19 protein-coding genes and 3 pseudogenes are annotated in these 24,899 nt (G+C 70.5%); 13 read left to right on the top strand and 9 right to left on the bottom strand.

The window, feature by feature from the left end; translation table 11 throughout:
* Position 1: 1 nt before the first annotated feature.
* Positions 2-1,687, bottom strand: coding sequence for an aldehyde dehydrogenase family protein (locus ACQF4J_RS31865; protein ID WP_427167377.1), 1,686 nt, complete (start codon positions 1,685-1,687; stop codon positions 2-4).
* Between the two features lie 5 nt (positions 1,688-1,692).
* Positions 1,693-2,739 (bottom strand): histidinol-phosphate transaminase, encoded by a 1,047-nt coding sequence (gene hisC / locus ACQF4J_RS31860; protein ID WP_427167376.1) that lies wholly within the window; start codon positions 2,737-2,739, stop codon positions 1,693-1,695.
* A 328-nt stretch (positions 2,740-3,067) separates the two neighbouring features.
* On the opposite strand from hisC, the gene ACQF4J_RS31855 reads away from it, so the two are divergent.
* The 3 genes and pseudogenes from ACQF4J_RS31855 to ACQF4J_RS31845 all read left to right on the top strand — a co-directional run bounded on the left by ACQF4J_RS31855 (position 3,068) and on the right by ACQF4J_RS31845 (position 6,118).
* Positions 3,068-3,682, top strand: a complete 615-nt coding sequence (locus ACQF4J_RS31855) for a hypothetical protein (RefSeq protein ID WP_427167374.1) — start codon at positions 3,068-3,070, stop codon at positions 3,680-3,682.
* A 183-nt stretch (positions 3,683-3,865) separates the two neighbouring features.
* A pseudogene (locus ACQF4J_RS31850) lies at positions 3,866-4,030 on the top strand (ATP-binding protein); the annotation flags it as partial.
* A 96-nt stretch (positions 4,031-4,126) separates the two neighbouring features.
* Complete coding sequence (locus ACQF4J_RS31845) at positions 4,127-6,118, top strand: RICIN domain-containing protein (protein ID WP_351799744.1); 1,992 nt, start codon at positions 4,127-4,129, stop codon at positions 6,116-6,118.
* Between the two features lie 472 nt (positions 6,119-6,590).
* On the opposite strand, the pseudogene ACQF4J_RS31840 reads toward ACQF4J_RS31845, so the two are convergent.
* Positions 6,591-6,734: pseudogene (locus tag ACQF4J_RS31840) on the bottom strand (non-reducing end alpha-L-arabinofuranosidase family hydrolase); the annotation flags it as partial.
* On the opposite strand from ACQF4J_RS31840, the pseudogene ACQF4J_RS31835 reads away from it, so the two are divergent.
* A pseudogene (locus ACQF4J_RS31835) lies at positions 6,726-7,014 on the top strand (IS5/IS1182 family transposase); the annotation flags it as partial. The pseudogenes ACQF4J_RS31840 and ACQF4J_RS31835 overlap by 9 nt on opposite strands.
* Positions 7,015-7,205: 191 nt before the next feature.
* Here the strand turns inward: ACQF4J_RS31835 and ACQF4J_RS31830 are convergent.
* The gene (locus ACQF4J_RS31830) at positions 7,206-8,984 is read right to left on the bottom strand and encodes an FAD-dependent oxidoreductase (RefSeq protein WP_351577780.1); all 1,779 of its coding nucleotides are present in this window, start codon (positions 8,982-8,984) and stop codon (positions 7,206-7,208) included.
* A gap of 59 nt (positions 8,985-9,043) precedes the next feature.
* Positions 9,044-10,993 carry a maleylacetate reductase and hydroxyquinol 1,2-dioxygenase domain-containing protein gene (locus ACQF4J_RS31825; protein WP_427167373.1) on the bottom strand — a complete coding sequence of 650 codons (1,950 nt, stop codon included), beginning with the start codon at positions 10,991-10,993 and terminating at the stop codon, positions 9,044-9,046.
* A 178-nt stretch (positions 10,994-11,171) separates the two neighbouring features.
* On the opposite strand from ACQF4J_RS31825, the gene ACQF4J_RS31820 reads away from it, so the two are divergent.
* Both ACQF4J_RS31820 and ACQF4J_RS31815 read left to right on the top strand, forming a co-directional pair.
* Positions 11,172-12,050, top strand: coding sequence for a helix-turn-helix domain-containing protein (locus ACQF4J_RS31820; RefSeq protein ID WP_427167372.1), 879 nt, complete (start codon positions 11,172-11,174; stop codon positions 12,048-12,050).
* Between the two features lie 93 nt (positions 12,051-12,143).
* Entirely contained in the window at positions 12,144-12,695 is a 552-nt protein-coding gene (locus tag ACQF4J_RS31815) for a carboxymuconolactone decarboxylase family protein (RefSeq protein ID WP_427167371.1), read from the top strand.
* An 11-nt stretch (positions 12,696-12,706) separates the two neighbouring features.
* Here ACQF4J_RS31815 and ACQF4J_RS31810 read toward each other — a convergent pair whose 3' ends face one another.
* Positions 12,707-13,627 carry a LysR family transcriptional regulator gene (locus ACQF4J_RS31810; protein ID WP_351577790.1) on the bottom strand — a complete coding sequence of 307 codons (921 nt, stop codon included), beginning with the start codon at positions 13,625-13,627 and terminating at the stop codon, positions 12,707-12,709.
* Between the two features lie 142 nt (positions 13,628-13,769).
* Between ACQF4J_RS31810 and ACQF4J_RS31805 the strand changes: the two genes are divergently transcribed.
* From ACQF4J_RS31805 to ACQF4J_RS31780, 6 genes are all read left to right on the top strand, one after another.
* On the top strand, positions 13,770-14,765 hold the full coding sequence (locus ACQF4J_RS31805) for a fumarylacetoacetate hydrolase family protein (protein ID WP_351799735.1): 996 nt from the start codon (positions 13,770-13,772) through the stop codon (positions 14,763-14,765).
* A complete protein-coding gene (locus tag ACQF4J_RS31800) occupies positions 14,762-15,724 on the top strand; it encodes a cyclase family protein (protein WP_351577797.1) in 963 nt (320 codons plus the stop codon). The genes ACQF4J_RS31805 and ACQF4J_RS31800 overlap by 4 nt, the downstream gene beginning before the upstream one ends.
* Positions 15,725-15,783: 59 nt before the next feature.
* Complete coding sequence (locus ACQF4J_RS31795; RefSeq protein WP_351577800.1) at positions 15,784-16,914, top strand: FAD-dependent oxidoreductase; 1,131 nt, start codon at positions 15,784-15,786, stop codon at positions 16,912-16,914.
* Positions 16,911-17,903, top strand: coding sequence for an amidohydrolase family protein (locus ACQF4J_RS31790; protein ID WP_351577803.1), 993 nt, complete (start codon positions 16,911-16,913; stop codon positions 17,901-17,903). The genes ACQF4J_RS31795 and ACQF4J_RS31790 overlap by 4 nt, the downstream gene beginning before the upstream one ends.
* A gap of 25 nt (positions 17,904-17,928) precedes the next feature.
* Positions 17,929-18,867, top strand: a complete 939-nt coding sequence (locus tag ACQF4J_RS31785; RefSeq protein WP_351577806.1) for a VOC family protein — start codon at positions 17,929-17,931, stop codon at positions 18,865-18,867.
* A gap of 91 nt (positions 18,868-18,958) precedes the next feature.
* Positions 18,959-19,912, top strand: coding sequence for a fumarylacetoacetate hydrolase family protein (locus tag ACQF4J_RS31780; protein ID WP_427167370.1), 954 nt, complete (start codon positions 18,959-18,961; stop codon positions 19,910-19,912).
* A gap of 800 nt (positions 19,913-20,712) precedes the next feature.
* On the opposite strand, the gene ACQF4J_RS31775 is transcribed toward ACQF4J_RS31780, so the two are convergent.
* From ACQF4J_RS31775 to ACQF4J_RS31765, 3 genes are all read right to left on the bottom strand, one after another.
* Positions 20,713-21,498 (bottom strand): hypothetical protein, encoded by a 786-nt coding sequence (locus ACQF4J_RS31775; protein WP_351577815.1) that lies wholly within the window; start codon positions 21,496-21,498, stop codon positions 20,713-20,715.
* On the bottom strand, positions 21,495-22,025 hold the full coding sequence (locus ACQF4J_RS31770; protein ID WP_351577818.1) for a SigE family RNA polymerase sigma factor: 531 nt from the start codon (positions 22,023-22,025) through the stop codon (positions 21,495-21,497). The genes ACQF4J_RS31775 and ACQF4J_RS31770 overlap by 4 nt, the downstream gene beginning before the upstream one ends.
* Before the next feature lie 143 nt (positions 22,026-22,168).
* Complete coding sequence (locus ACQF4J_RS31765; protein ID WP_427167369.1) at positions 22,169-22,399, bottom strand: hypothetical protein; 231 nt, start codon at positions 22,397-22,399, stop codon at positions 22,169-22,171.
* 411 nt (positions 22,400-22,810) lie between these two features.
* Between ACQF4J_RS31765 and ACQF4J_RS31760 the strand changes: the two genes are divergently transcribed.
* Positions 22,811-24,745 (top strand): autotransporter, encoded by a 1,935-nt coding sequence (locus ACQF4J_RS31760; RefSeq protein WP_427167368.1) that lies wholly within the window; start codon positions 22,811-22,813, stop codon positions 24,743-24,745.
* The last annotated feature ends 154 nt before the right edge of the window (positions 24,746-24,899 follow it).

Genomic DNA, 24,899 nt, shown 5'->3' with positions numbered 1-24,899 from the left:
GTCAGGCGCCGACGAGTTCCTCGGGGTCGCGCACGGGCGGGCGTACGGCGGTGGCGAGGCGGCCGCGCGAGCGCACCACCCGGAACCGTCCGGTGACGAAGTGCGCGCCCCCGCCCGGCGGTTCGGGCGCGGCCGAGGAGGGGTCGGCGGGAAGGTCGTCGGCGAGGTTCTCCACCAGGTGGACCCCGGCGTCCAGCGCCCCCGCCTCGGCGGCCGCCAGCACCAGCGGGTCGGTCGAGTGCACCGCGGCGAACAGCGCACCGCGGCGGCCGACCGTGCGGCGGAAGATCTCCAGGCTGTGCGAGGTCGAGTCGGTGCCCACCAGGAAGGAGACCGGCCCGGGCCACTCCCGGGTGTAGACCCGCTCGTCCCGCGCCCCCAGGCGGACCACTAGCGGGCTGCGCAGGTCGGCGCCGGGATGGTCCGGATGGTGCAGCGCCCCGGAGGCGTGCACCACCGCGCCGTATCGCGCGGCCTGCGTCAGTCCCGTGCGCACCTCGTCGTCGACGATCGCGCCCAGCAGTCTTGCCACGCGTACCGGGTGCCCGAGCAGCCGGTCGACGGCCTCGCCGAGGTCGGCGCCGAGGTCCCGGAGGGACTTGCGCCCCTCGTCGGTCGTGACGCCTGCCGCCGGCACCAGGATGTTCTGCGGTGTCGTACGGACCGTTCCGCTGCACAGGCACAGGGAGAGTGCGAGGCCACGCACCAGACCGCGGTAGTCCTCGGTGGAGTCGACGACCACGGTGTTCAGCCCAGTCCGGTGGGCGAACACGGCGGCCTGCCGGGCGTGTTGCTCCAACCAGTCGGCGAACCGGGCCGGACCGGTGAAGTCGACGATGCGCACCGCCGGGTCCGTGGCCAGCCGCTGCCGCAGGGGTTCCCCGGTTGTCGCCACCGCCAGGGCGACGAGGTCGGGGTCGTGTCCGGCCTCCGCCAGCACCTGCCGCGCGACGCGCACGGTGATCGCCAGCGGCAGCACGGACCTGGGATGCGGGGCCACGATCACCGGGTTGCCGGTCACCAGGCTGGCGAACAGGCCCGGCCAGCCGTTCCAGGTCGGATGCTCGGGGCAGCCGACGAGCAGCGACACACCGCGCGGCGCCAGGGCGCAGGTGCCCGCCATCGCCAGTGGTTCCTTGCGGCGGCGCGGACTCTCCCAGTGCAGGTCCACGGGAACGCGCTCCGACTCGGCGAACGCGCGGGCCACCACCTCCAGTGCGCGGTCCTGGGCGGGCGGCCCGGCGGCTCGGAACGCGGCCGCGAGGGACCGGCCCGTTGTGTGGTGCACGGCGAGCGCCAGCTCATGGCTGCGGGTGTTCAGCCGTCGCAGTATCTCCACCGCCACCCCGGCCCGCTGGTACGGCCCGGCGGCCCGCCAGCCGGCCATCGCCCGGCCGGCCCCCGCCACCAGCACCGCGGGGTCGCACCGCGGATAGCCGATGTCCATGGTGACGCCGTACGGCGAGGACTCGGTGCACACCCGGCCGAGTTCACCGGGCTGGCCGAGCTCGAAGGCGCGGCCCAGCAGCGAGCCGAACACCTTCTCCGCGGTCCGTGTCGACCTCATGCCCGCCTCGGTGCCGCCCCGCCCCGCACGGGTGAACGGTGCGCAGCACTCACCGGCCGCCACGGCCCGTACCGCCTGCTGGAGCAGCTCGCGATGCCGCTCGTACGGCCCCACGCGCATGGCCGTCAGCCCCGCCAGCTCGCCGCGAGCGCGAGCAGGGCGTCGTTCTCCGCCCGCAGCCCGATCGTCACCCGGACGCCCTCGCCGACGAACGGGCGCGCGACGACATCGCCGCCGAGGCAGTGCAGGGCGAAGTCCCCGCTGTCACCGGCGAGCGGCAGCCAGACGAAGTTGGCCTGGGAGTCGGGGACTTCGAAGCCGAGCGCGCGCAACCGCCGTGTCACCCGCTGCCGTTCGGCGACCGTGAGGGCGGCCCGCCGGACGACCTCCGCGTGCTCGCCGAGGGCGACCACCGCCGCCTCCTGGGCGAGCGCGCTGACGCTGAACGGGATCTGGGTCTTGCGGACGTGCGCGGCGATGCCGGGCGGGCCCACGCAGTAGCCGACCCGCAGCCCGGCCAGGCCGTACGCCTTGGAGAAGGTCCGCAGCACCACCACGTTCGGCCGGTCGCCGAGCAGCGCGAGGGCGTCGGGGACCAGCTCCGGGTCGGCGTACTCCCGGTACGCCTCGTCGACGACGATCAGTACGTCCTCCGGCACCCTGTCCGCGAAGTCGCGCAACGCCTGCTCGCCGACCGCGGTGGAGGTGGGGTTGTTGGGATTGCAGACGAAGACCAGCCGCGTCCGGTCACTGACCGCCTCGGCCATGGCATCGAGGTCCAGCCCGTGCGCACGAAGTGGGACCTGCACCGCAGTACCGCCCGCCACCGCCGTGAGGATCGGGTACGCCTCGAAGGACCGCCAGCCGAAGACGACCTCGTCGCCGGGCCCGACGACCGAGTGCAGCAGCTGTGCGCAGACCTCCGAGGAACCGGCGCCCACCGCGATCCGCTCGGTCTCGACATCGTGGTGCTCGGCGAGGGCCTGGACGAGTGCGGTGGCGCTCAGGTCGGGATACCGGGACACTCCGTCGGCCAGTTCCGCGAGCCTCGCCGCGACACCGGGCAGCAGCCCGTACGGAGACTCGTTGCTGGCCAGCGCGACCGCACCGGGCATTTTGCGGCCGGGGACGTAGGCGGGCAACTGGGCCAGGGACGAACGGACGCGCACCATGCTCGACTCGCTTCTGCAGCGGCGGGGCCGGAAGTCGTGCCTCCGGGCACTTGACAGGAGAATCGTGGACAGCAATCGACAATCGTTCAACCAGCTGGGAAATCAGGCGACAGGCTGCCGGTCCGCCCCACCTGTACCGGCAAGTAGTCCCGCCGAGCCCCCGTCAGAACCGCTCCCACAAGACGGACGGCCCGGCCCCGCAAGCGTGTGTTGATCACAAGTCGGCCACATGCCCCTTCCAGGTCCCCCGGCCGCCGCCGAGCTCGGCAAAGACTGCCCCCACTCCGCGAGGCCGCCGGCGCCTCGCCCGCGCCGATCGAGGGAGACCATGTCCAGGACCCAGCTCACCCACGGGTCGTTGACGTCACTGGCGGCGGCCCTGACGCTGCTGACAACCGGCTGCGCGGAAAAGTCCGACGGCGCACAGGCCACCGCCGACACCTGCCGAGCGGACGGCGGCTGGTCGGCCGAGAAGCAGGCGGACTGGCTGCGCCCGGCCGTATCGTTCCCCGACGAGGCGGCGGCCGGGGACGCGGCGGTGGTGATCGGTTCGCACACCGGCGAGCCCCTGTGCGAACCGATCGCGGTGCAGATCCAGTTCTGGGAGGCCACCGCCACGACGGCGGGTACTGACCTGAGGTTCGTCCTGCGTATCCGCCTGACCACCGACGGAAGCAGGCCCCGGATCATCGACTTCCCCGCGGGCCTCTCCCCGGAGGAACGCGACGACTGCACCGGCGTCCTCATGGCGGCGTACCCGGGCGCGCCCCTGGCGCAGAGCGAACTCCCCGCCGCCGCAGCCCGCTTGACGCCTGCCTCAACAACGGCGGACACAACATTCGGCACCACCCGAGTCGCCGCCCAGCACCTCCTCCCGCCGGCGCACGCGTGCAGCACGCCCGGAGAGCCCACACCGAACCCGTGGGGCAGCGACCATCCGTGACCGAGTGCGCCCGATGTCCGGCAGTTCCCCTACCCTCTTCGCGGCTACCGAAGGAACAGCAGGGCGAACACGGCCTGACCGACGACGGCTTGCGCAACTGGTGTCCCGCTCCCACCACGGCGCCCGCCTGCGCCGCGCTCTCAGCCACCCCATCGGTTACGCAACGTCACAGTCTCGTTCAGGGACGCCAGCAGCACAGCCCCGCACCTGCGACGCGCCCGCCTCTCCGACGAAGGCGGCCGGGCACTCCTCATCGTCGCCCAGCTCGCCCAGCGGTGGGGCAGCCGTCACACCCGGACCGGCAAGACGATCTGGGCCGAGCTACCCCTCACCCCTGAGCAGCATTGATCTTCATCCGCGGGGAAGTCCAGTAGCGGGCGTGGTACGCGGTAAGCGGCAGGGCCGGGAGCGGCCATCAGACGTTCGCCAACGCCGACGTCAGCCGTGCCGCACTCCGCAGCGAACGGGAAGCGGTCAACTCGAAAAAAATCTGTGGCTCTTCGCGGCAACCTTTTCGGCCTCTGGGACCACTCGGTGTTGTCCGGCCAGGTGGTCGGTCAGATGCAACGGCTGAAAGAGAGCGCAGGCATGTCCCTGGAACGAGAGCACAGACATGTCCCCGACCCACCCACGTCAGCGGTGGAGTCCCCCGTCGGCGGCCTCCGTGCCGACGGCGGCGCGCGCGGTGGTCACCCGAAGCATCGTGGCCGTCGGTTGCTCGCGCGTCGGGGTCTCTGGGCGGGTCTCACCATGGTGGTCGTGGCCGGCTCGGCCGTCGTGGTCAGCCAGGCTTCGGCGCAGCAAAAGACCCTGGATCTGAAGAAGTGGTACGTGCTGGTCAACCGCAACAGCGGCAAGGTGCTGGACGACCGCGCCTCCGCCAAGAACGACGGCGCGGCGGTGGTGCAGTGGAGCCGTCATGGCGGCTCCAACCAGCAGTGGCGGTTCATCGACGCGGGTGACGGGTACTACCGGCTGCAGAACCGGACCTCCGGCAAGGTGCTGGACGACCTCGGCTGGTCGAAGACCGCCGGCTCCGCCATCGTGCAGTGGAAAGACCTGAACGGCACCAACCAGCAGTTCAAACTGGCCAAGTCGCCGAACGGCTACGTGCGTTTGGTCAATCGCTTCAGTGGCATGGCCGTCGATGTCCACAACGCCGCCAAAGCCAACGGGAGCGGTGTCGTCCAGAACCGCGACCGGGGCGGCGCCGATCAGCAGTGGAAACTCGTCCCGGTCGGGAGCGTCGGCAGCTCCGGTACGCCCACCGCGCCGAGCAGCAGCGTTCCCACCAGCCCGGCTCCGAGCAGCTCGCACCCGTCGTCCACGCCGTCTCCCGTGGCCGGTGGCGGCAGCTCGACGACACGATTCATGGGCAGCAGCACGGTGCTCATCGGCGGCTCGGTGTCCGACGCCTCGGCGGCCGCCGCGCCGTTCGACGTGCGGTACGCCTATGTGCACAGCCAGCCCGCGCCCTCGTCGGACTACTACTCGGCGGCGCGCTGCCACGACGATTGGTCGGGTTGGTGGGGCTGCTGGAACGGCAGCACCACGGCGCCCGGCACTTACGTGACCTGGCGGGACAGTGTGGTGGCCCAGGCGACGTACAAGGGCAGCGCGCGTCCGCAGAAGATGCTCTGGACCTGGTACTCGTTGCGCGACCTCGGGGATGCGGCAGGCCAGGGCGACGGTCCGGGCGAGGTCAAGGCCATCAACCGGCTCGACCTGCTCACCCGGTACCTGAACGACTACCGGTTCTTCCTCCAGAAGATCGGCACGTCGCACGAAGCGATCGACCTCGAGCCCGACTTCTGGGGCTACGTCCGGTCGCTCGGCAATCCGCACCAGGTTCCCGCACAGGTCTCGGGCGCGAATCCGACGGATTGCGGATCGCAGGAGAACAGCGCCGCCGGACTCGCCCGCTGCCTGATCTCGATGGCACACAAGTACGCGCCGAACACCGCCGTGGGGCTGCACCTTTCCTGCTTCGACTGGCAGACCAACACACAGGCGTGCGTCAAGGACTACGCGAACCTCGGGGCGCAGAACGCCGACTTCCTGGCCACCGACGTGTCGGACCGCGACGCGGGCTGGTACGCACAGCCGGCCCACGGCGGCAGTGACCACTTCTGGAACGACCAGAAGGCCGCCGCCGCGCTGCAGTTCTACAAGACGATGGCCGAGTCCGTGGGCAAGCCGGTGGTCCTGTGGCAGATCCCCGTGGGCAACATGGCGCAGAACAACACCCTCAACCATTACAAGGACGACAAGGTGGACTGGTTCTTCGCACACATGGACCAGGTCGCGAACGCCCATGTCGCCGGCCTGCTCTTCGGTCCAGGACAGCAGGAACAGACATCGGCCGAGACCGACGGCGGAAACCTGATCCGCAAGACGATCGCCTATCACAACTCGGGCGGTATAGCGCTCAAGTAGGCGAAAATGACGAAATGCGCCCCCATCGCTTCGATGGGGGCGCATTTCGTCATCTTCGTCGGGCTGAGGACTTCTCCGGTCGGCGCCGGCCATGCCGCCGTCGGTGCGGGCGCCGATCGAGGCGGCCTTGGCGAAGGGAATGATCGTGTTGACAGGTGACGGCGGGGAAGCCGAGTTCGACCGCGAGGCCGGGAGAGTGCGGGCCGTCCCGGTCGATGAATGCGTCGCTGTGGCGGAAGGTGAATGCGGCCCGGGACGCCGGCGCCCACGCCGCGCAGGATCAAGAGCACACCCATCTGCCGGACAAGCCCCTCCGGGCCTCCGCCTGGCCCACAAAAGACCGGAGCCCCAGCCGGCGCACGGCTGGGGCTCCTCGAGGCGGTGAGTATCGGTCAGCGGGTGGAGGCGCCCACGCCGTGGACCGCTCGTCTACGCGCCGGTGCACCGCACCCGATCGCGATCACCGTGGTTAGAGGAACTGCAGGTTGCAGGGGTCGATGGTCATGGTCTGGTCGGGGTTGTTGCGCACCAGGTCACCATGGCTGATGTCGTCGGTCCAGGTGGCGCCGCTGTTGGCCTTGCCGGCGAAGGGGTTGTCCTCGCTGGCACTGCCAGGCTGCGGGCGGTCGGCCTCGGAGCCATCGCCGATCTGGGATTCGTCGGGCTCGACGACAGCGGTCCCGACGCCGATCCTGCGGTGATCACCGGCTACAAAGCCGCTCGGAACCGGCCGCTGACGCGAGGGCAGAAGCTGTCCAACAAGGCCCTTGCCACAGTACGGCTTCGCCCACCTGAAGAACTGGCGCGTCCTCGGCAAGGTACGCACCGACCCCAAGTGGGCAACCGCCCTGGTGAGGGCTCTGCTGGTCCTGACGAACCGCGAAGTCTCCCGGTGACCGACGATTTCGCCGAAGCCATCCGATCGCAGCCAGCACGAGCATCTGGGACATCACGCACACCAGACCCGTGACCTGCAACTTCACAACGACATGCCGGCGGAAGTCGACGAGCACGCTGACTGCCGATGGTTCGGTGCTGCTCCTCATCTGGCCGATGCAGGCTGACCTGCGGTGCTTGCTCGGCCTGTTCACGCGTCAGCGGGCCCAAGTGCAGGCCGGCAGAGCACCGCGGTCAGCGCTTCCCGCAGCAGCCGGGTCGCCTCGGTGATGTCGGCGGCTCCACTCGGCCGACGCCAGGCCACGTACCCGTCGGGGCGGACGAGCAGCACGCCCTCCTCGTCGATCTCCGCACGGCGGCTCCAGTCGCCGTACGCGTCGTGCGCGTCGCGGTCGATGACGACGCCGCGCAGGTCGAGGCCGAGTTCCCCGGCCAGGATGCCGGCGGCGTCGGCCCATGGGGTGCCGGCCAGGCCGGTCAGGACTGTGAAGCCGCCCTTGCCGACCAGGTCGAGGGTCGAGATCCGCCCGCCCTTGTCGTCGACGAGCCAGGCGTGCGGCAGCCTGGCGCCGGGGCGGGAGGTCGGGCGTCCGAAGAGTTCGTCGTCGCGGGTGACCGTCTCGGCGGTGCCGTCGTGGATGACGGCCGCGGACGTGTAGCGCTGGTTGTGCTCGACGCCGTGGGCGTTGAACTCGTAGTGCTTCAGCTCGATCGCCTCGCGGATGGCCCGCCGTTTCCCGGCGCCCTCGGCGTCCGGCCGGCGGGCCGCCTCCAGGGCCTCGGATATGCCCTTCTCGCCGCCGCCCACGACGCCGAGGGCCTCGAACAGGGGGAGGAACTGGTCCCGGGAGAGATTCGCGCGTTCGACGATCTGCCGGGCGACGGGGGCCCGTTCGTCGGTGTAGGTGTCCAGCAGTTCGGGTCCGGCGTGCCCGCTGATGACGGCCGCCAGCTTCCAGGCCAGGTTGTAGGAGTCCTGGACGGAGGTGTTGGAGCCGAGGCCGTTGGACGGCGGGTGACGGTGGACGGCGTCTCCGGCGCAGAAGACGCGTCCGCTGTGCAGTCGTGTCGCGTAGGCGTGGTTGACGGTCCACAGGGAGGCGCTGTCGATCCGCACGTCGAGTTCCTCGTCGCCGACGAGGTCGCGGACGATCGCCGCCGCCGCTTCGTCGGTGACCTCCGGCGGGGGGTTGTCGATGTCGTAGCCCCAGACGATGAGCCACTCGTTCCAGGGCCGGACCATGCGGAGCAGGCCCATGCCGATGCCGCCGACGTCGGCGCCCGGCCGCATGATCCAGTACAGGACGCTGGGACGGTGCTCGACGTACCGGGCGAGGTCGGCCCTGAAGACGATGTTCATGCTTCCGGCCTTGCCCATCCGCCCCTCCATGGGCAGTGCGAGCTTGTCGGCGACGATGCTGCGACCGCCGTCGGCGCCGATCATGTAGCGGGCCCGGACGGTGTGTTCGGTGCCGCTGGGCCGGTCGCGCAGGCGCGCGGTCACGCCGTCAGCGTCCTGTTCGAAGTCGATCAGCTCGGTGTTCAGCCGGATCACGGCGCCCCGCCGGGCGGCGTTGGACAGAAGGATGGGTTCCAGGTAGGTCTGCGGGAGGTCGATCATCCCGCAGGGGCTCTGGGCGGCGTACTCGGTCAGGCTCTCGTCGCCGGTGCCCCAGGTGCGGATGCGGCCGATCTCGTCGCCGAGGAGTGAGGTGGCGAAGACGGTGTCGCCCATCAGGTGGCTGGGGGTGCCCTTCTCCAGGGCCTCCCGCTCGATCCCGAGGTCGCGGAAGACCTCCATGCAGCGCTGGTTGGTGATGTGGGCGCGCGGTGTGTCGGCGAGCCATCCGTACTTGGTGACCAGCTGGGTGCGTACCCCGTAGGTGGCCAGCAGCAGGGCCGCGGTGCCGCCGGCCGGGCCGCTGCCGATGACGAGGACGTCGGTGTCGTAGTGCTCAGGGGTGCTCATGCTGTCTCCGTGGAGTCCGTGGGAAGGCCGTCGTGGGGTCTGGGGGTGGGCCGGCCTGCTCAGTGCCCGGGGCACGCGATGCGGAAGGTGAACTCGAGCAGGCGCCACTCGCCGTCGACCGGCCGGCCGTCGGGCGTCGGGCCGGTGTGCCGGACGAAGTCGGTGATTAGGTCGTCCTTGACGCCGAAGACCGCGTCGCGCTGCCCGGGGGCTCCGTCGAGGTAGGCGCCGCCGCGGACGAACAGCTGGGTCACCAGCGGCTGGTGGCCCGGTGCGTTGATCAGGAAGTGCACGTGCGGTGCCCGGTAGGGGTGGCGGCCCACGGCGGACAGCATCCGGCCGACCGGGCCGTCGTCCGGGATGGGGTACTCCGACGGGAGGATCGACCAGAACGTGAACCGCCCGTCGGAGCCGGTGGTGAACCGGGCGCGCAGTACCGGCCCGTCCAGGTCGGGGAGTTGGACGTCGTAGAAGCCGTCCTCGTTGGACTGCCAGACGTCCACCACGGCATCGGCGACCGGTTCCCCCTCCTGGTCGGTCACCGTGATGTCCGCCCACATCGGCGTGCCCGTCAGGCCGCCCGCGATGTCGCTGCCGTGCCCGGCGGCGGGCGGCCCAGCGACGTAGAAGGGCCCGAGGATCGCGGAGGAAGTCGCTTCCGGTGTGCGGGAGTTGGCGAGGGCGTCCACGACGCTGGACACGCCGAGGGTGTCTGAGAGGAGGATGAACTCCTGCCGTGTGTCGGTGGTGATGTGGCCGGCCTCGGTGAGGAAGTCGACGGCCCGCTGCCACTCCCGCGGGGTGAGGTCGTTGCGGATCGCGTAGGAGTGCAGGGTGCGGGCGAGGTCGCTCAGCAGCTGCCGCAGGCGCGGGTTCGCGCAGCCGTCGAAGCTCGCCACGACCTCGTCGGTCAGCGCCCGCAGGTCGAGGGCGGAGCCGGCCGTCGGCTGCGGGCGGCGGCCCTGCCAGGCGTCCCGCAGCAGCCCGGCGAGCCCGGTGCGGGTCACCTCGCGCGGATTCGGGTACGGCTGCGCGGTGGCCGCTTCGGCCGCGCGGTCCAGGTCGGCCTCGGCCATGCCGAGTTCACGCAGTGACGTCGGCCCGCCGACCCTGCGGATCAGGTCGAAGACGCCCGTGGGGGCGTCGGGCACGCCCAGGGCACGCGCGACGCGGTCCATCGCGTCCGGGGCGGCGGCCGCGTTGTATGCCATGGCGTGCGGAAGGACCACGGTGTGGGTGTCGGCGTGCGGCAGTCCGAAGGTGCCGCCCAGCGTGTGACAGAGCTTGTGGTGCAGTCCCATGCCGACGGCACCGAGGCAGGTGCCCGCCAGCCACGCCGCCTGGAGCAGTTCCGCCCGTGCCTCCAGGTCGGAGGGATCGTCGTGGAGGGCGGGAAGAGCACGGGCCATGGCGGCGACCGCCTCCAGAGCCATGGCGTCGATGACCGGAGTGGCGTCCGGTGAGTAGAGGGCTTCCACGGCGTGGGCCAGTGCGTTGACGCCGCTGGTCACCGATATCGGGACCGGTAGCCCGAGGGTGAGCTCGACGTCGTACACGACCGTTTCCGGCAGGATCCCGGGGGCGGACCGGGTGACCTTCCGGCCGTCCACCGTCTCGCCGAGCACGGGGGTGACCTCGGAGCCGGCGTAGGTGGTCGGCACGATGATCTGGGGCAGGTCCGTGCGGACGGCAAGGGCCTTGGCGAGGCCGGTCGTCGAGCCGCCGCCGATCGCCACCAGACAGTCCACGCGCCGCTCGCGCACCGTTCCCAGGGCCTGCTCGGTCACCCCGACGGGGGTGTGCATGGCCGCGCCGTCGAACTCGGCCACCGCCAGGTCGCCCAGGGCTGCGCGGAGCCGTTCGACGTCCTTGCGCAGGGCCGGTGATCCGTCGGAGAGGAGCAGTACCCGGGCCCCGCCGAGACGCTCGACCTCCCCGCTGACCTGCGAGAGCGTACCCGCGCCGAAGACCACCCGGCTCGGGCCGGTGGTGTGCACAAAACTCCTCATGAAGCTGCTCTCCGTGCTGCGGGGCCAGTGGGTCTCCCGCAGTATTCGAGGCCGTGCGCCGGCCGTTCCTGCATAATCTCCGCATCGTCTTGCACAAAAACGGCGTCGGCCGCGGCTCGGTCCGTGCTTGCCCGCCTGTGCCGGAGGGCAGCAGGACTGTGCCTCGAAGGAGGGCCTCATGAGCGAGATGGGCCTCGGTGACACCCACGGCATCCTGACGCGGCCCGGGGTGCGTCCCGTCCGCACCAGCACGGGACTTGGCTGGGAGGAGTTGTATCTGTCGACGCAACGGGAACTGCCGTATCGGGACGCCTTTCAGGGAGCCGGCAGCCACTTGGTGATCCTGCATCTGGATGGCCCCGTCACGGTCCGGAGGGGACGCCGGGGGTTGACGGCCGCACGGCAGGTTCCGCCCGGTGGCCTGTTCCTGCATCCGGCCGACACGGAGCTGGACGTGGAACTCGGCGGTCATCTGAACACGGTGCACGTCTACCTGTCGGACGTGGCCCTCCAAGCGACGGCGGAGGACGGCCGGCCGGTGCGGCTGAAGGAGGAGTTCGGCACCACGGATCAGCTGCTGGAGCAGCTCGTTCTGGCGCTCGATGGTGTGGTACGGCACTGGGAGCCCAGCGGGAGCACCTATGCGGATCAGCTCGCCCTCATGACCGCCGCCCAGCTGGCCCGCCGCCACAGCGTGCGGCAACGCGTCGCCGAGCCGACGCAGTGGCAAGTGGGTCTGAGCGACCGGCAGTTCACGGCTGTTCGGGAACTCATGAACGCCCGGCTTTCCGAGCCGCTGTCGCTGGAGGACCTCGCCTCCGCCGCGGGGCTCGGTGTCAGCCAGTTCGCCCGGCGTTTCAGGGCTCGCACGGGATGCCCTCCGCACCGGTACCTCGTGCGGCTGCGCGTGGAGCGGGCCGCTCGCCTCCTGCGCGCCGGATCCATGCCCATCGCCCAGGTGGCGGCCGCCTGCGGCTTCTCCCACCAGGAACACTTGACCCGGGTGATCCGCTCGCACCTCGGTACGACGCCGGCCGCGCTGCGCCGCGAGGGCTGACTCACTCCGGTGATCGGCGCGGCTATAGTTCCCCGGCACCGAACGAAGGGAGCGACGATGGTCGCCCGCCTGGCTGGGTTTCTTCCCGGCGATATGAGCGAGGAACAAGCCGCCGTCTACCGGTCGATCTCCGGAGGCCCACGTGCCGCCGGTCCTCAGCTCTTCGCCCTCACCGACAGCGAGGGACGTCTTCGGGGGCCGTTCAACGCGATGCTGCTCAGTCCTCCGGTCGGAGCCGCGCTACAGACCGTGGGTGCGGCGGTGCGCTACCGGTCCTCTCTCAGCGACCGCGTCCGTGAAATGGCTGTGCTCCTCGTCGCCGCGCACTGGGCCAGCACGTTCGAACGAGAGGCGCACGAAGCCGTGGGGCGCGCTTGCGGTCTGGCCGAGGAGGAACTCGCCTCACTGCGCTCCGGTGTACTGCCGGACGTGACCGACCCGGACGAGACGACCGCCCTGCGGACCACGGCCTCGCTGCTGCGCTCCGGCAGCCTGGACGACGACGAGTACCGCACGGCGGTGTCGGCGATTGGTGAACGCGGCCTGTTCGAGCTGACGACCCTGGTGGGCTACTACTCCACCCTCGCCCTGCAGCTCCGCGTCTTCGCGGGTGAGGAAGGCAGGCCAAGGCCCCCGGCGCCCTGAGGGCAGCATTGTCACCCCTCCGGTGAGCGCTCTGCCATCCGTTTCGCGACGCGCGCGATGGTCTCGCGAAGCCACATGTGCGCCGCGTCGTGCGTGTGTACGGGGTGCCACCACAGGGCTTCGTGGAGGGGCACCATGCCGTGCGGCGGCTCCATGACGCGGATGCCGGCCGTTTCGCGCAGTCGCTCGGCGAGCCGGGCCTGGACGAGGGCGATTCTGCGGGTTCCGGCGACGAGGAAGCACAGCGCCTGGAAGGTGTCGGCGGAGACCTCCGAGCGGGGCTCGATGCCGAGCATGCTCAGCTGCCGGGTGGACGTTGTGTCGTACAGCCGCCGATACGTCACCCAGGGCAACCGGTTCAGATCGTGGGGCGTGAGCGCATCCCCCACCTCTTCATTGTCCCGTGAGACCACGAAGACCCAGCGGTCCTGGAAGACCTCGACCGCCGGGTAGCCGCTGATGAAGCCGTGTGGCAGGAGCATCCCGTCAGTGGTGCTCAGCAGTGCGGCTGTCTCCTCGGTGACCGTGGCGGGAGTGAGCTCGAAATGGAGCCGGACGCCGGGCGCCTCCGCGTGGAGGATGCGGGTCAGTTCGGTGCCGAAGACCGTCACGGCGTAGTCCGAAGCGATGATCTTGAACTCGTGGCCGTCCTGGACGGGATCGAATTCGGCCTGGCTGCTGAAGACCCGTTCCGCCATGTCGCAGGCCCGGGCCGTCCGGTCCAGCAGCGCCTGGCCGAGGGCGGTCAGCTCGTAGTTGTTGCCGGTCCTGAAGAGGAGCTCGTCGTCGAAATGCCGGCGCAGTCGCGCGAGGGCGCCGCTCATCGCCGGCTGGCTGAGCCCGATGCGCCGCCCGGCCCTGGTGACGTTGCGTTCCTCCAGCAGAGCGCGCAGAGCCACCAGGAGATTCAGGTCAAGGCTGGCCAAATGCATGACACTCCCGAGCGCTGGTCGGCCGTCGGAGACGAGACCTGAAGCTCATCGGTGACACCGATGAGCTTCATCCGGCGAATCGATTTCCCCAATCGATTCGGGACGGCCAGATTAGTCGCACCGCCACTGAGAGGACACATCCGTGAAACGTGATGTTGATTCACCGCTCTTCTCCGGCTCCTTCGCCCTCGGTACCGTCAGCGCACCAGGCCGGACGCCCTTTCCCGCTCTCGTCCTGTCGGACGCCCGCGTGCTGGACCTGCGTACCGCGCTGGGCGCACCAGAACTCACTGTGCGCACGCTGCTGGAGCGCTGGAACGAGGTCCTGCCCCGTCTGCGCAGTCTGGCGGCGGGTACGGCCGGTGACTGGCTGCCGCTGGACGGTCTGCGGATACACGCCCCCGTGGAGCCGCGGCAGATCTTCCAGTCCGGTGCCAACTACCGGCAGCACGTGATCGACCTGGCGGTCGCCCACCGCTCCCCCGACGACCCGCGCACCGTCGAGGAGGCACGTGCGGAGATCGCCGCGGTCATGGACCGGCGGGCAGCCGAGGACCTGCCGTACGTCTTCATCGGCCTGCCGAGCGCGATCACGGGCCCGTACGACGACGTCGTACTCCCCGCTTGGGCCGAGAAGCCGGACTGGGAACTGGAGTTGGCGGCCGTGATCGCCAAGCCCGCCTACCGGGTCTCCGTCGAGGAAGCGCTGGCGTACGTCGCCGGGTACACGATGGCCAACGACCTCACCGACCGCGCCACTGTTTTCCGCCAGGACATGCCCGCCATCGGCACCGACTGGCTGCGCAGCAAGAACGCCCCCGGCTTCACCCCGCTCGGCCCGTGGATCGTGCCGACCGAGTCGATCGCGGACCCCGGTGATCTGCGGGTCACGCTGAAGCTGAACGGCGAGACCATGCAGGACGAGTCCACCAAAGACATGATCTTCGGTGTCGCACGCATGGTGTCCTACGCCTCCCAATCAGCCCAGCTCCTCCCCGGCGACCTGGTGCTGACCGGCAGCCCGGCCGGCAACGGGATGCACTGGGGGCGGCTGCTGCGTGACGGCGACGTCATGGAAGGGACCATCACAGGCCTCGGTGCCCAGCGCACCCGATGTGTCGCGGAGAAGCCGTCATGACCTTGGACCACACCGATCCCGTGGGTGCCATCGCCGAGGCCGCCAAGGCGTACAGCAACTGGGGGCGTTGGGGCGACGACGACGTGCTCGGCACCCTGAACTTCCTCGACGAGGCCAAGCGCCGCGAGGGCGCGGCCCTCATCCGGCGGGGTATCAGTTTCTCCCTCTCGCAGAGCTTCGACATGGACGGCCCGCAGAGGGGCTGGCGGCGGCGCACCAACCCCATCCACACCATGCTGACCACCGGCACCGACGCGGCCCTCGACAACCAGGGCTTTCCGCACGGCATCGGCGGCGCCGACGACGTCATCACCATGCCGTTGCAGTGCTCCACCCAGTGGGACGGGCTCGGCCACATCTTCGACCACGGCAAGGCGTGGAACGGGCGCGACGCGGAGAAGGTGGTCACCGCCGAGGGCGACCTGGTGACCGGTATCGAGCACATGGCCCCGCACGTCGCCGGGCGCGGCGTTCTCCTCGACGTGGGACTGGTCCTGGGCCGGGACGGCGAATTGCCGGACGGCTTCGCCATCGCCGAGGAGCACCTGACCGCCACCGCCGATGCGCATGGCGTCGGTGTCGGCCGCGGTGACATCGTCCTCGTCCGCACCGGCCAGCTGGCCCGGGTCCGCCGCGAGGGCTGGGGCGACTACGCGGGCGGTGACTCGCCCGGCCTCTCCTTCACCGCCGCGGGCTGGCTGCACCGCACCGAGATCGCCGCGATCGCCACCGACACCTGGGGCTTCGAGGTGCGGCCCAACGAGTTCGACCACGCCTTCCAGCCCCTGCACCAGGTCGCCATCCCCCACATCGGACTGCTCATCGGCGAGATGTGGGACCTCGACGCCCTCGCCGCCGACTGCGCGGGCGACGGCGCGTACGAGTTCTGGCTCACCGCCGCACCCCTGCCCATCACCCGCGCCGTCGGCTCCCCGGTCAACCCCATCGCCGTCAAATAGCCCGTCCCCCCGCAGAACCCGCAGTCCCACCCAATCCGCGTCCAACAAGGGAGTTGGTCATGAGCAGCGACGCCCGCAGCGTCCTCGTCGTCGGCGGCGGTACCGCAGGAAACGGCCTGGCCGTCCTGCTCCGCAAAGCCGGCATCGACGTCGACCTCGTCGAAATCAGACCCGACTGGAACGTCTCCGGATCCGGAATCACCACCCAGGGCAACGCTCTGCGCGTCCTGCGCGAGATCGGAGTGTGGGAGGAAGCCGAGAAGCACGGCTTCGGATTCGACACCCTCGGCCTCACAGCCCCCGACGGGACCGTGCTGCACGTCCAGCCGGACCACCACACCGGCGGCCCCGACTTTCCCGCCGTCGTCGGCATGCAGCGCGCCGACCTCCAGCGCATCCTCACCGAGGCGGTACGAGGATCCGGCGCCCGGGTCCGGCTCGGCACCACCGTCCAGAGCCTGGAGCAGGACGGGACCGGAGTCGACGTCGGTTTCAGCGACGGCACCACCGGACGGTACGACCTGGTCGTCGCCGCCGACGGGCTGCACTCCGCCACCCGCGCACTGATCGGTATCAGCGAGCGGCCCGAGCCTGTCGGCATGGGCATCTGGCGCGTCTCCGCCCCGCGTCCCAAGAGCGTCGAGCGCACCGACCTCACCTACGGAGGGCCCTGCTACATCGCCGGCTACACCCCCACAGGCCAGAACACCCTCTACGCGTACCTCGTCGAACCGAAGCGGGACCGGGCGAGCCTCGACCCCGACACCTACGCCGACGAGATGCGCCGTCTCGCCGAGGGATACGGCGGCGCCTGGAACGAGATCCGCGAGTCCATCACCGACCCGAAGAAGGTCAACTACACCTGGTTCACCCGGCACCTGGTCGAGGGCTCCTGGCACCGGGGCCGCGTCGTCCTCGTCGGCGACGCCGCGCACTCCTGTCCTCCCACGCTCGCCCAGGGCGCCGCGATGTCCCTGGAGGACGCACTGGTCCTCGCGGAACTGCTCGCCGCCCACGACGTCTGGGACGACGACCTGCTCACCGCCTACTACGAGCGCCGCGTCCCCCGGGTCCGGATGGTGGTCGACGGCTCCGTCCAGATCTGCCAGTGGCAGCTGGACGGGGTCCGCGACGCCGACGTGCCCGGTCTGATCGGCCGCACGATGACCGCGCTGACGGAGTTGCCGTGACAACGCCGACCATCGACGTCCACGCCCACGTCCTGCTCCCCGAGGTCGAGGAAACCGTGGCCGGGCGGCCGGAACGGGCCGCCGCCCGCGAACTGGATGCCCGCCGGGCCGGCCCGCAGGCCCTCGCCGTCAACGGGCCGATGATCCGCGACCGCATCCCCAAGCTGACGGATGTCAAGGCCCGGCTGGCCGCGATGGACGCCTGCAGTGTCGACGTACAGCTGGTGTCCCCTGTCCCCGACTACCACTACTGGGCCGACGAAGACCTCGCCCGCACCGTGTGGGAGCTGGCCAACACCGGTACCGCGGCGCACTGCGCCCAGGCCCCGGAGCGACTGCGCGGACTCGGGCTGGTCCCGCTCCAGCACCCGCGCCTGGCCGTCGAAGCTCTCGAACACGCCCTGGAGCAGGGCCTGTCGGGCGTCGAGCTCTCCTCGCACGCACCCGGCCTCGAACTGTCGGATCCGGCGTACGAACCCTTGTGGACCCGCGCCGAGGAGACCGGGGCGCTGCTCTTCCTCCACCCCTACGGCTGCACCCTCGACGAGCGCCTGGACCGCTGGTATCTGTCCAACACCGTCGGCCAGCCCACCGAGAACGCCGTCGCGCTGTCTCATCTGATCTTCTCCGGGGTCCTGGACCGGCATCCGGAGCTGAAGCTGATCGCCGCGCACGGAGGCGGATACCTCCCCGGCCACATCGGCCGCTCCGACCACGCCTGGCGGGTCCGCCCCGACGCCCGCGGCTGCGCCCACCCGCCCAGCAGCTACCTCAAGCGGCTGTACTTCGACTCGCTCGTCCACGAACCGTCCGTCCTGCGCGAGCTGATCCGCAGCGCGGGCGCCGACCGAGTGCTGCTGGGCTCCGACTTCCCCTTCGACATGGGCACCGACGACCCGCTGGCCGCACTGCGCGACGCCGACCTGCCCGATCTCGACTACCACGCCGTCCGCGGTGCCAACGCGGCATCGCTGCTGCGCCTTGTCTGAGGCCACGAGAACAGGAGCCCCACCCATGAGCGACCGCCTGCTCACCCACCTGCGCCACGTCGACCTGGCCGTTCCCGACTACGACAGACAGCTCGACTTCTACGCCGGCGTCTGGGGCCTGACCAAGACCAGCGAGGACTCCGGGATCTCCTTCCTCGCCGCCGAGGGCAGCCCCGAGCAGTACATCGTGCGGCTACGCAAGGCCGAGGAGAAGCGCCTCGACCTGGTCTCCTTCGGAGCGGCCACCCCCGCCGACGTCGACACCCTCGCCGAGCGACTCCTCGCCGACGGCGCCCGGTTGATCTCGCGGCCCGGCAAGCTCGACACCCCCGGCGGCGGCTACGGCTTCCGCTTCTTCGACATCGACGGCCGCACCATCGAGGTCTCCGCGGACGTCGCCGTACGGCAGCACCGCAAGATCGAGGAGAAGGAATCGATCCCGGTCAAGCTGTCGCACGTCGTCCTCAACTCCCCCGATCTCAACGCGACCAAGGAGTGGTACGAGCGGCACCTGGGCTTCCGCCTCTCCGACACCCTCTGGCACCCGCGCATGGGCGAGGCCATGCACTTCATGCGGATCAGCAGCCAGCACCACTCCATGGCCATCGCTCAGGGCCCGCACACCTCCCTGCACCACATCTCCTTCGAGATGCGCGGCATCGACGAGTACATGCGCGGCACCGGCCGTCTGCTGCGGGCCGGTGTGCACAAGGTGTGGGGCCCCGGCCGTCACCTGGCGGGCGACAACACCTTCTCCTACTTCCACGACCCGCACGGCAACACCCTGGAGTACACCACCGAGCTGGAGCAGCTGGACGAGGACACCTGGCACCCCCACGTCTACGACTTCTCCACCGAACAGGTCTCGGACCAGTGGGGCACCGCGAACCCCGTCAACGAGATGGTCGCCAAGGAGTCCTTCAACGACGTCGACCGCGGCTGCTTCGTCGCCCCGCCGGTCTGATCCTCTCCCACTCCGGGGGCGCGGTGACGCCCCGCTCCGGCCCTGAGTGCCCGCCGCGTCCCCGGTCCAGCCCAGACCCTTGGAGTCCCCCATGCGCTTCGCCACGTACGAGCACCGAGGCCGCCGTCACTGCGGCGTGGTCGACGGTGCCGCCGTACGCCCCTTCCCCGACGGCACGACGCTGCTCGGCCTGATCCACTCCGGTCTCCCACGGGCGGCCACAGAGCTCGCAGCCCTGTCGGACCCGGTGTCGCTGGACGCGGTACGACTGCTGCCGCCCCTCGAACCGCCGTCGGTGAGAGACTTCGTCACCTTCGAAGAACACATCGAGGGCGTGCGGCGCTCCGGAGAGCGCACTCAGGGCGTACCGGAGGCGTGGTACGACGCGCCCACCTTCTACTTCACCAACCCGCACGCCCTCATCGGCGCACACGACGACGTACCGTACCCGCCAGGCAGCCGGCTGCTGGACTTCGAACTCGAGGTCGCGGTAATCATCGGCCGTGAGGGTCGCGACCTGACCCCCGAGCAGGCACGTGACCACATCGCCGGATACACCCTGTTCAACGACTGGTCGGCCCGCGACCTCCAGATCCGCGAAATGCAGGTCGGACTCGGTCCCTGCAAGGGCAAGGACACCGCCACCACCCTCGGCCCCTGCCTCGTGACGCCGGACGAGGTGGAACCGTACCGGGACGCCGACGGATTTCTGCGACTCGCCCTGACCTCGGAGATCAACGGCGAGGTCGTCGGCAAGGACCTGCTGTCCAACATGAGCTGGACCTTCGAGGAGATGGTCGCCTACGCCTCGCGCGGCACCGTCGTCCGTCCCGGCGACGTACTCGGCTCGGGCACCTGCGGCAACGGCGGCTGCCTGGCGGAACTGTGGAGCATCCGAGGCGAACAGGTCCCGCCTCCGCTCAAGCCCGGCGACACCGTCACTCTCACCGCGGACGTCCTCGGCTCCGTCCGCAACACCGTCGTCCCCGGCCCCGAGCCGGTACCCCTGCCGACCAGCCGCCGACGTCCCCGCAGCCGCCCCTGAGCTGATTCTGGCGCAGCCGGTCGGGGCCCGGTTCGTGCCCTGGCCCCGAGGCACGTGCCCTGCGCGCCCGGGCCTTTCGGGCTCCCCGGAACTGCTCACATGTCACAGCCCGACCTGCTCAGGCCGCCACACCCCGTTCGTCGCGCGGATGCGCCACATCCGGGATACCGATCGCACGGAGGGCGGGCGGCTGCCCTCGGAGACCGCATAGTCGTCCCACCCGCACGCCACGTCCCCGACCCCCGTCGGCGTGACGTCCTCCGCTGCATGCCGAGCGCCGCCCGCGCCGGTGCGGCATGCCCGCTCCCACACATCGTCCCCTGGAGTCACCATGCCCGCTTCCCTGCCCTTGTCCTCCCCCGCGATCGAAGACTCCGCCCCGCCGCCTGTGAGCAGCCGGAAACTCCTCCTGGACGCATTACCACGGCAACACCCGCCCCGGCACACCTGCCGGAGCCGCCGTCCTGGCCGACGAGAACATCGCCGAGCTCACCGGCCAGCAACCACAGATCGAAGCCGCCGAATGGGCGCAGCGGGTCCGTTTCGAAGGCCGCGTCATGCGCCCCACCAACACCGACTCGGTGGCCGCCATGCTCGCCCTCCACTCCGCCAGAGACCTTCCCGCGCAGGTCCGCGAGCTCGCAGACGCCCTGCAGGAGGCCGGAGAGATCCCGCCGGACCCCCTGGACACCGAGGACCTCCTCACCGCCATCCAGTGCCTCGGGACACGCCAGAACATCGACGTCCGCGAGCGCGGAAAGAAGCTCAGGGGTCCTCGTCCCCTTGCCGCACAGCGGCGTTCACCGGGCCGGGACGAACCCTCCCCGGACCGACGCGGAGCCGCCCGAACCCTGCCCGTCGACGCGGTAGCCGTCGCCCGCGGCACTGCGGACACTGGTGCCGTTGTTGAACTGCGCGGCGAACTCATGGCTCCCGGCCGGCACGGTCAGGCCCGGCTTGAGGACCCAGCGGTAGACCAGCGTGCCGCCGGCCTCCTGGACGGTGACGGTGAAGTCACCACTCGGCAGGGTCTGCCAGGTGCCGGTGTTCTTCACCCCGCCGGTCTGCACGATCCGCATCTCGACCGTGAGCGAGGTCAGCGGCTGGGTCGTCTTGAGGGCGAGGTTGCTCTGCGTCCAGTAGACGGTGCTGACCGGGTCCACCGAGCCGGCCGACCACAGCGGCCCGTTCTGGCTCTCGCCGGCGGCCGGCGATGGACTGGTGGCCGGCGGAGTCGGGCGCGCGCTGCCCGGGGTGGTGGCCGGGGCCGGCGCGACGGGGGTGGGGCGGGCCGATGTCGGGTGCGGGGAGCTGACGGTCGGGGACGGGGTGGCAGGCGTGGTCACGGTGGCCGACGGCGACGGGGTGGCGACGATGGCGGCGACGGCCAGACCGCCGGTCGCCAGGATGCCGGCGGCGGCGAGCCCGGCGAGCGCGACCCTGGTCCCGGACCCCGCGAACGGCCGTGCGCGGTGACGGACGGCGGGGCCGGCCATGCCGCGTTGCACCCGGGCCAGCATCCTCGCGCGGTCGGGCCGGTGGGCCTCGGCGGCCTCGCGCAGCCGACGGTCGATCTCCTCGTTCACCGGTTCCTCCTCCCTGCCACCAGGTCCTCGCCCGCGCGTGCGCCAAGTATCCTTTCCAGCTCGGCCATTCCCTTGGAGGTCTGGCTCTTCACCGTTCCGACCGAGATGCCCAGCGCCGCCGCCGTGTCCTTCTCCGACAGGTCGAAGGCGTGCCGCAGCACCACGCAGGCGCGCTTGCGGAACGGCAGCCGGGCGAGCGCCGCGCGGACGTCCAGCACGGCCGCCATGTCCGGCCCCTCCACCTTCTCGGGGCTGCGGGACCAGAACAGCGTGATCCGGCGTCGCTCGCGCACCGCGCTGCGGATCCGTCCCCGCGCCAGGTTGGCCACCACACCGCGGGCGTAGGCGAGCGGGTGGTCGGCCTGCCGCAACCGGTCCCAGCGCTGCCACAGCGCGACCAGGGCATCCGCCGCGAGGTCGTCCGCCGCGTCGGTCTCACCGGTCAGGAGGTGTGCCAGACGGGCGAGTTCGGCATAGTGGCGTTCGAAGAATTCGTGGAACTCCGCGGACGCGTCATCGAGGACCATCCCCCGGTCGCCCTCTCCTGGCAATGATGTGCGCGTTGGTTGCGCGTTTAACAACGGGGAGCGCAGCCTAACAGTGCCCAGCCCGGGATTCGAACAGCGGTCGCGCTCGGTTGCGGGGCAGTGAAGGCTGACCGGCGGGCTGGTCAATGCCGGGCGAACTGGACGCCGGTCGGCTGCGCGACGTCCGGCTGTACGGCGGTGCCGCCGACGGTCAGCCGCTCCCCGTGGATGTCGGTGATCCTGACACCGGTTCCGCTCCCGGGGGGACGGCACGCCGGCACACCGACGACCAGCAGCGCCAAGGGAATGCCCGTGACCAGTCCGCGCCCGCGCCCGCGCCACGGTTGCGGCGCGGCGTGCTTCGTTTCCCTCATGCCCGTCCATCCGGTAGTTCGACTCGGCCTTCCGACTCCCAGTTGCCGCAGAGGACGAGAAGGTTGCCGCCCCGACGCTGTTTTCCCGGCGACCGGTGCACGGCACGAAAGGGATCTGAAAGACATCGGATAGGGCGGCAACCTTTCCACCCCGCGCGGCCACCCAGGGACGCACCAACCACGGCGAGCGCAGTCAGCTGCGCCACGCCACCCGTATCCACGCACTCCGATCGGGAGCCACACCTGCGTGTGCCAGGTGGGCAAGTCCTCAATGCCCCTGGTGCCTCGTCCTGCCCGACGGGCGACGTAGGTGGAATGGAGAACTTCTCCGGGTTTTTGAGATCCCGGTGGCGGGCCACCGGTCTTCACGTCCGTAAGGATCACCAGCACTTCAGGAAGCACCCAGACTCGATGAAGCGATCTTGGCACCTTGTCCTGGCGTCGGCTCTCGTCGCGGGGGCCGTCACACCGGTGGTTGCGGTGGGCAGCGCGGTCGCCGCAGACGGCGACATCACCTCGGCCGTCCTGGCGAACCGTGATGTCGTCCTGACCGGTGACGCGGTCGTGCGCGTCCCGCAGGGAACCCACACGTACACCGGTGTGATCAGCGGTGAAGGAGCCCTTCGCGTGTCCGGCACCGGCACGCTGGTCCTCGCCAAGGACAGCACCTTCACCCTGCCGCACTCCCGGCAGCACCAGAGGGTCCAGGTCCCGGGCGGCAACCACCCGTACGTCGTGGTCGGCCGTCCCGACGAGCCCGCGGTCACCGTGGACGCGGGGGCGACCCTCCAGTACGGCACCGGCGGTACGACCGGCCTGATCGGGTCCTTCCCGTACAACACGCCCGGTTACCAGCAGAACCAGGACAACATCCGGGTGGACGGCACCCTGCGTCTGTCGCTGACCCGGCTGTTCAACCTGGGCAGCATCAGCGGCTCCGGCCTGGTCACCCAGCCCCGGAACATGTGGGGAACGCTCCAGATCTGTGGCACCAACCCGTTCTCCGGCATCTTCGACAACGGCACGGGCGTCAACTTCGCGAGCACCACCTGTGCCGCCGAACTGCCCAACGCCCGCTCCGTCGTCAACCGCGGTTCATGGATCATCGACACCCCGCTCAACCACACTGTCGTAGAGCGGCAGAACTTCTACAGCCACGAGTACGGCAACGACGTCAATGTGCACTCCCGCCCGGGCAGCAAGGTGATCCTCACCGGCGTCTACAGCTGGAGCGACAGCGGCGACGAGGCGGCGCCGTCGCTGAGCGACCCCGGACTGAACTGGCGGCCCGTGGCCCACAAACTGAACAAGCGCGGCACCAACATCGAGGGCGCCGACGTCCAGTGGGGCGACGGGACCACGCACCAGATCTTCATGCCCGGCACGGCGCAGACGGTCTACATCAACCTGCACGCCAGACGGCAGCGCTCCCGGCTCACCTTCGACTACAACGGACCGGTGACCCTGGGCGCGCCCATCGGCGGCGGCATGTATCACGACACCCTCAGCGCTCCCGGCGCCGGGGACGTCGTGATCGCCGGCACCAACGGCAACGACGTGACCTTCGCAGCAGCGCAGTACTACGACGGATCCACCACCATCGACAGGAATGCGACCCTCCGTCTCGGCTCCGGGACCGCGGGCGGTGACGGAAGCCTCCACACCGGCGGAGCCCTCGACAAAGTGATCGACAACGGTTCACTCGTGCTCCGCAACACCGGGACACCCACCTCCCTCCCGGCGGTGACCGGTGCCGGATCGGTGACGCAGAGCGGAGCCGCCGCCACCACCGTCACCAGCGCCGCCTACACCGGCGCCACCACCGTGGCCAAAGGCAGCCTGATCGTCTCCGGGACCTCTCTGCGAACATCCAGCGCGGTCGCTCTGACCGGTTCCTCGGCCGTCCTGGATCTCAGCAAGGCACGCGACACAACCCTGCGCAGGCTGAAGGTCGTCACAGGCGCGAAGATCCTTCTTTCCCGGAACTCCCGTGAGCTGACCGTCGGTTCGACGACCGCAAAAGTCTCCGGTACCGGTCTCGCCATCGGCGGGGCGCGCTTCTCCGTCAGCCGGGCCGGCGCCCACACCGTGCTCACCGCTCTCCCCTCCTCCGCCGCGACGACACCGGCGCCCTCCCCGGCCCGGACCGGCCGAGCGGCCACCCCCCTGGGCGCCCCCACCGGCACCATGGCGGACACCGGCGCCATGGCGGACACCGGCAGCAACTTGGGTGCTCTGTGGGCCGTCACAGGACTGGCGGGCGTCGTTCTCGCCGGCGTCGCCGCGGTCTTCGTCTTCGTTCGCGTCCGCTCGCGTCCGCGTACGTCCCCGCGTCACTCCCGCTGATCCCCGGCCGCCACGGATTCCACCGGCCCGCCCATGGCTGTCAGCGCTCACCCCTTACGATGAGCGCGCTGCCACGGTGTGTGTGATACCGACGGCGATTGCCCGAGGACCCCCGCAACCCGGCCCGGTCGGCGCGAGCGGGGCTTCGTACCCG

The organism is Streptomyces sp. C1-1 (genome assembly GCF_050214755.1).
GTDB lineage: Bacteria > Actinomycetota > Actinomycetes > Streptomycetales > Streptomycetaceae > Streptomyces.
The sequence above is the reverse complement of the archived record's forward strand: the minus strand, read 5'-3'. Positions and strand labels throughout refer to the sequence as shown.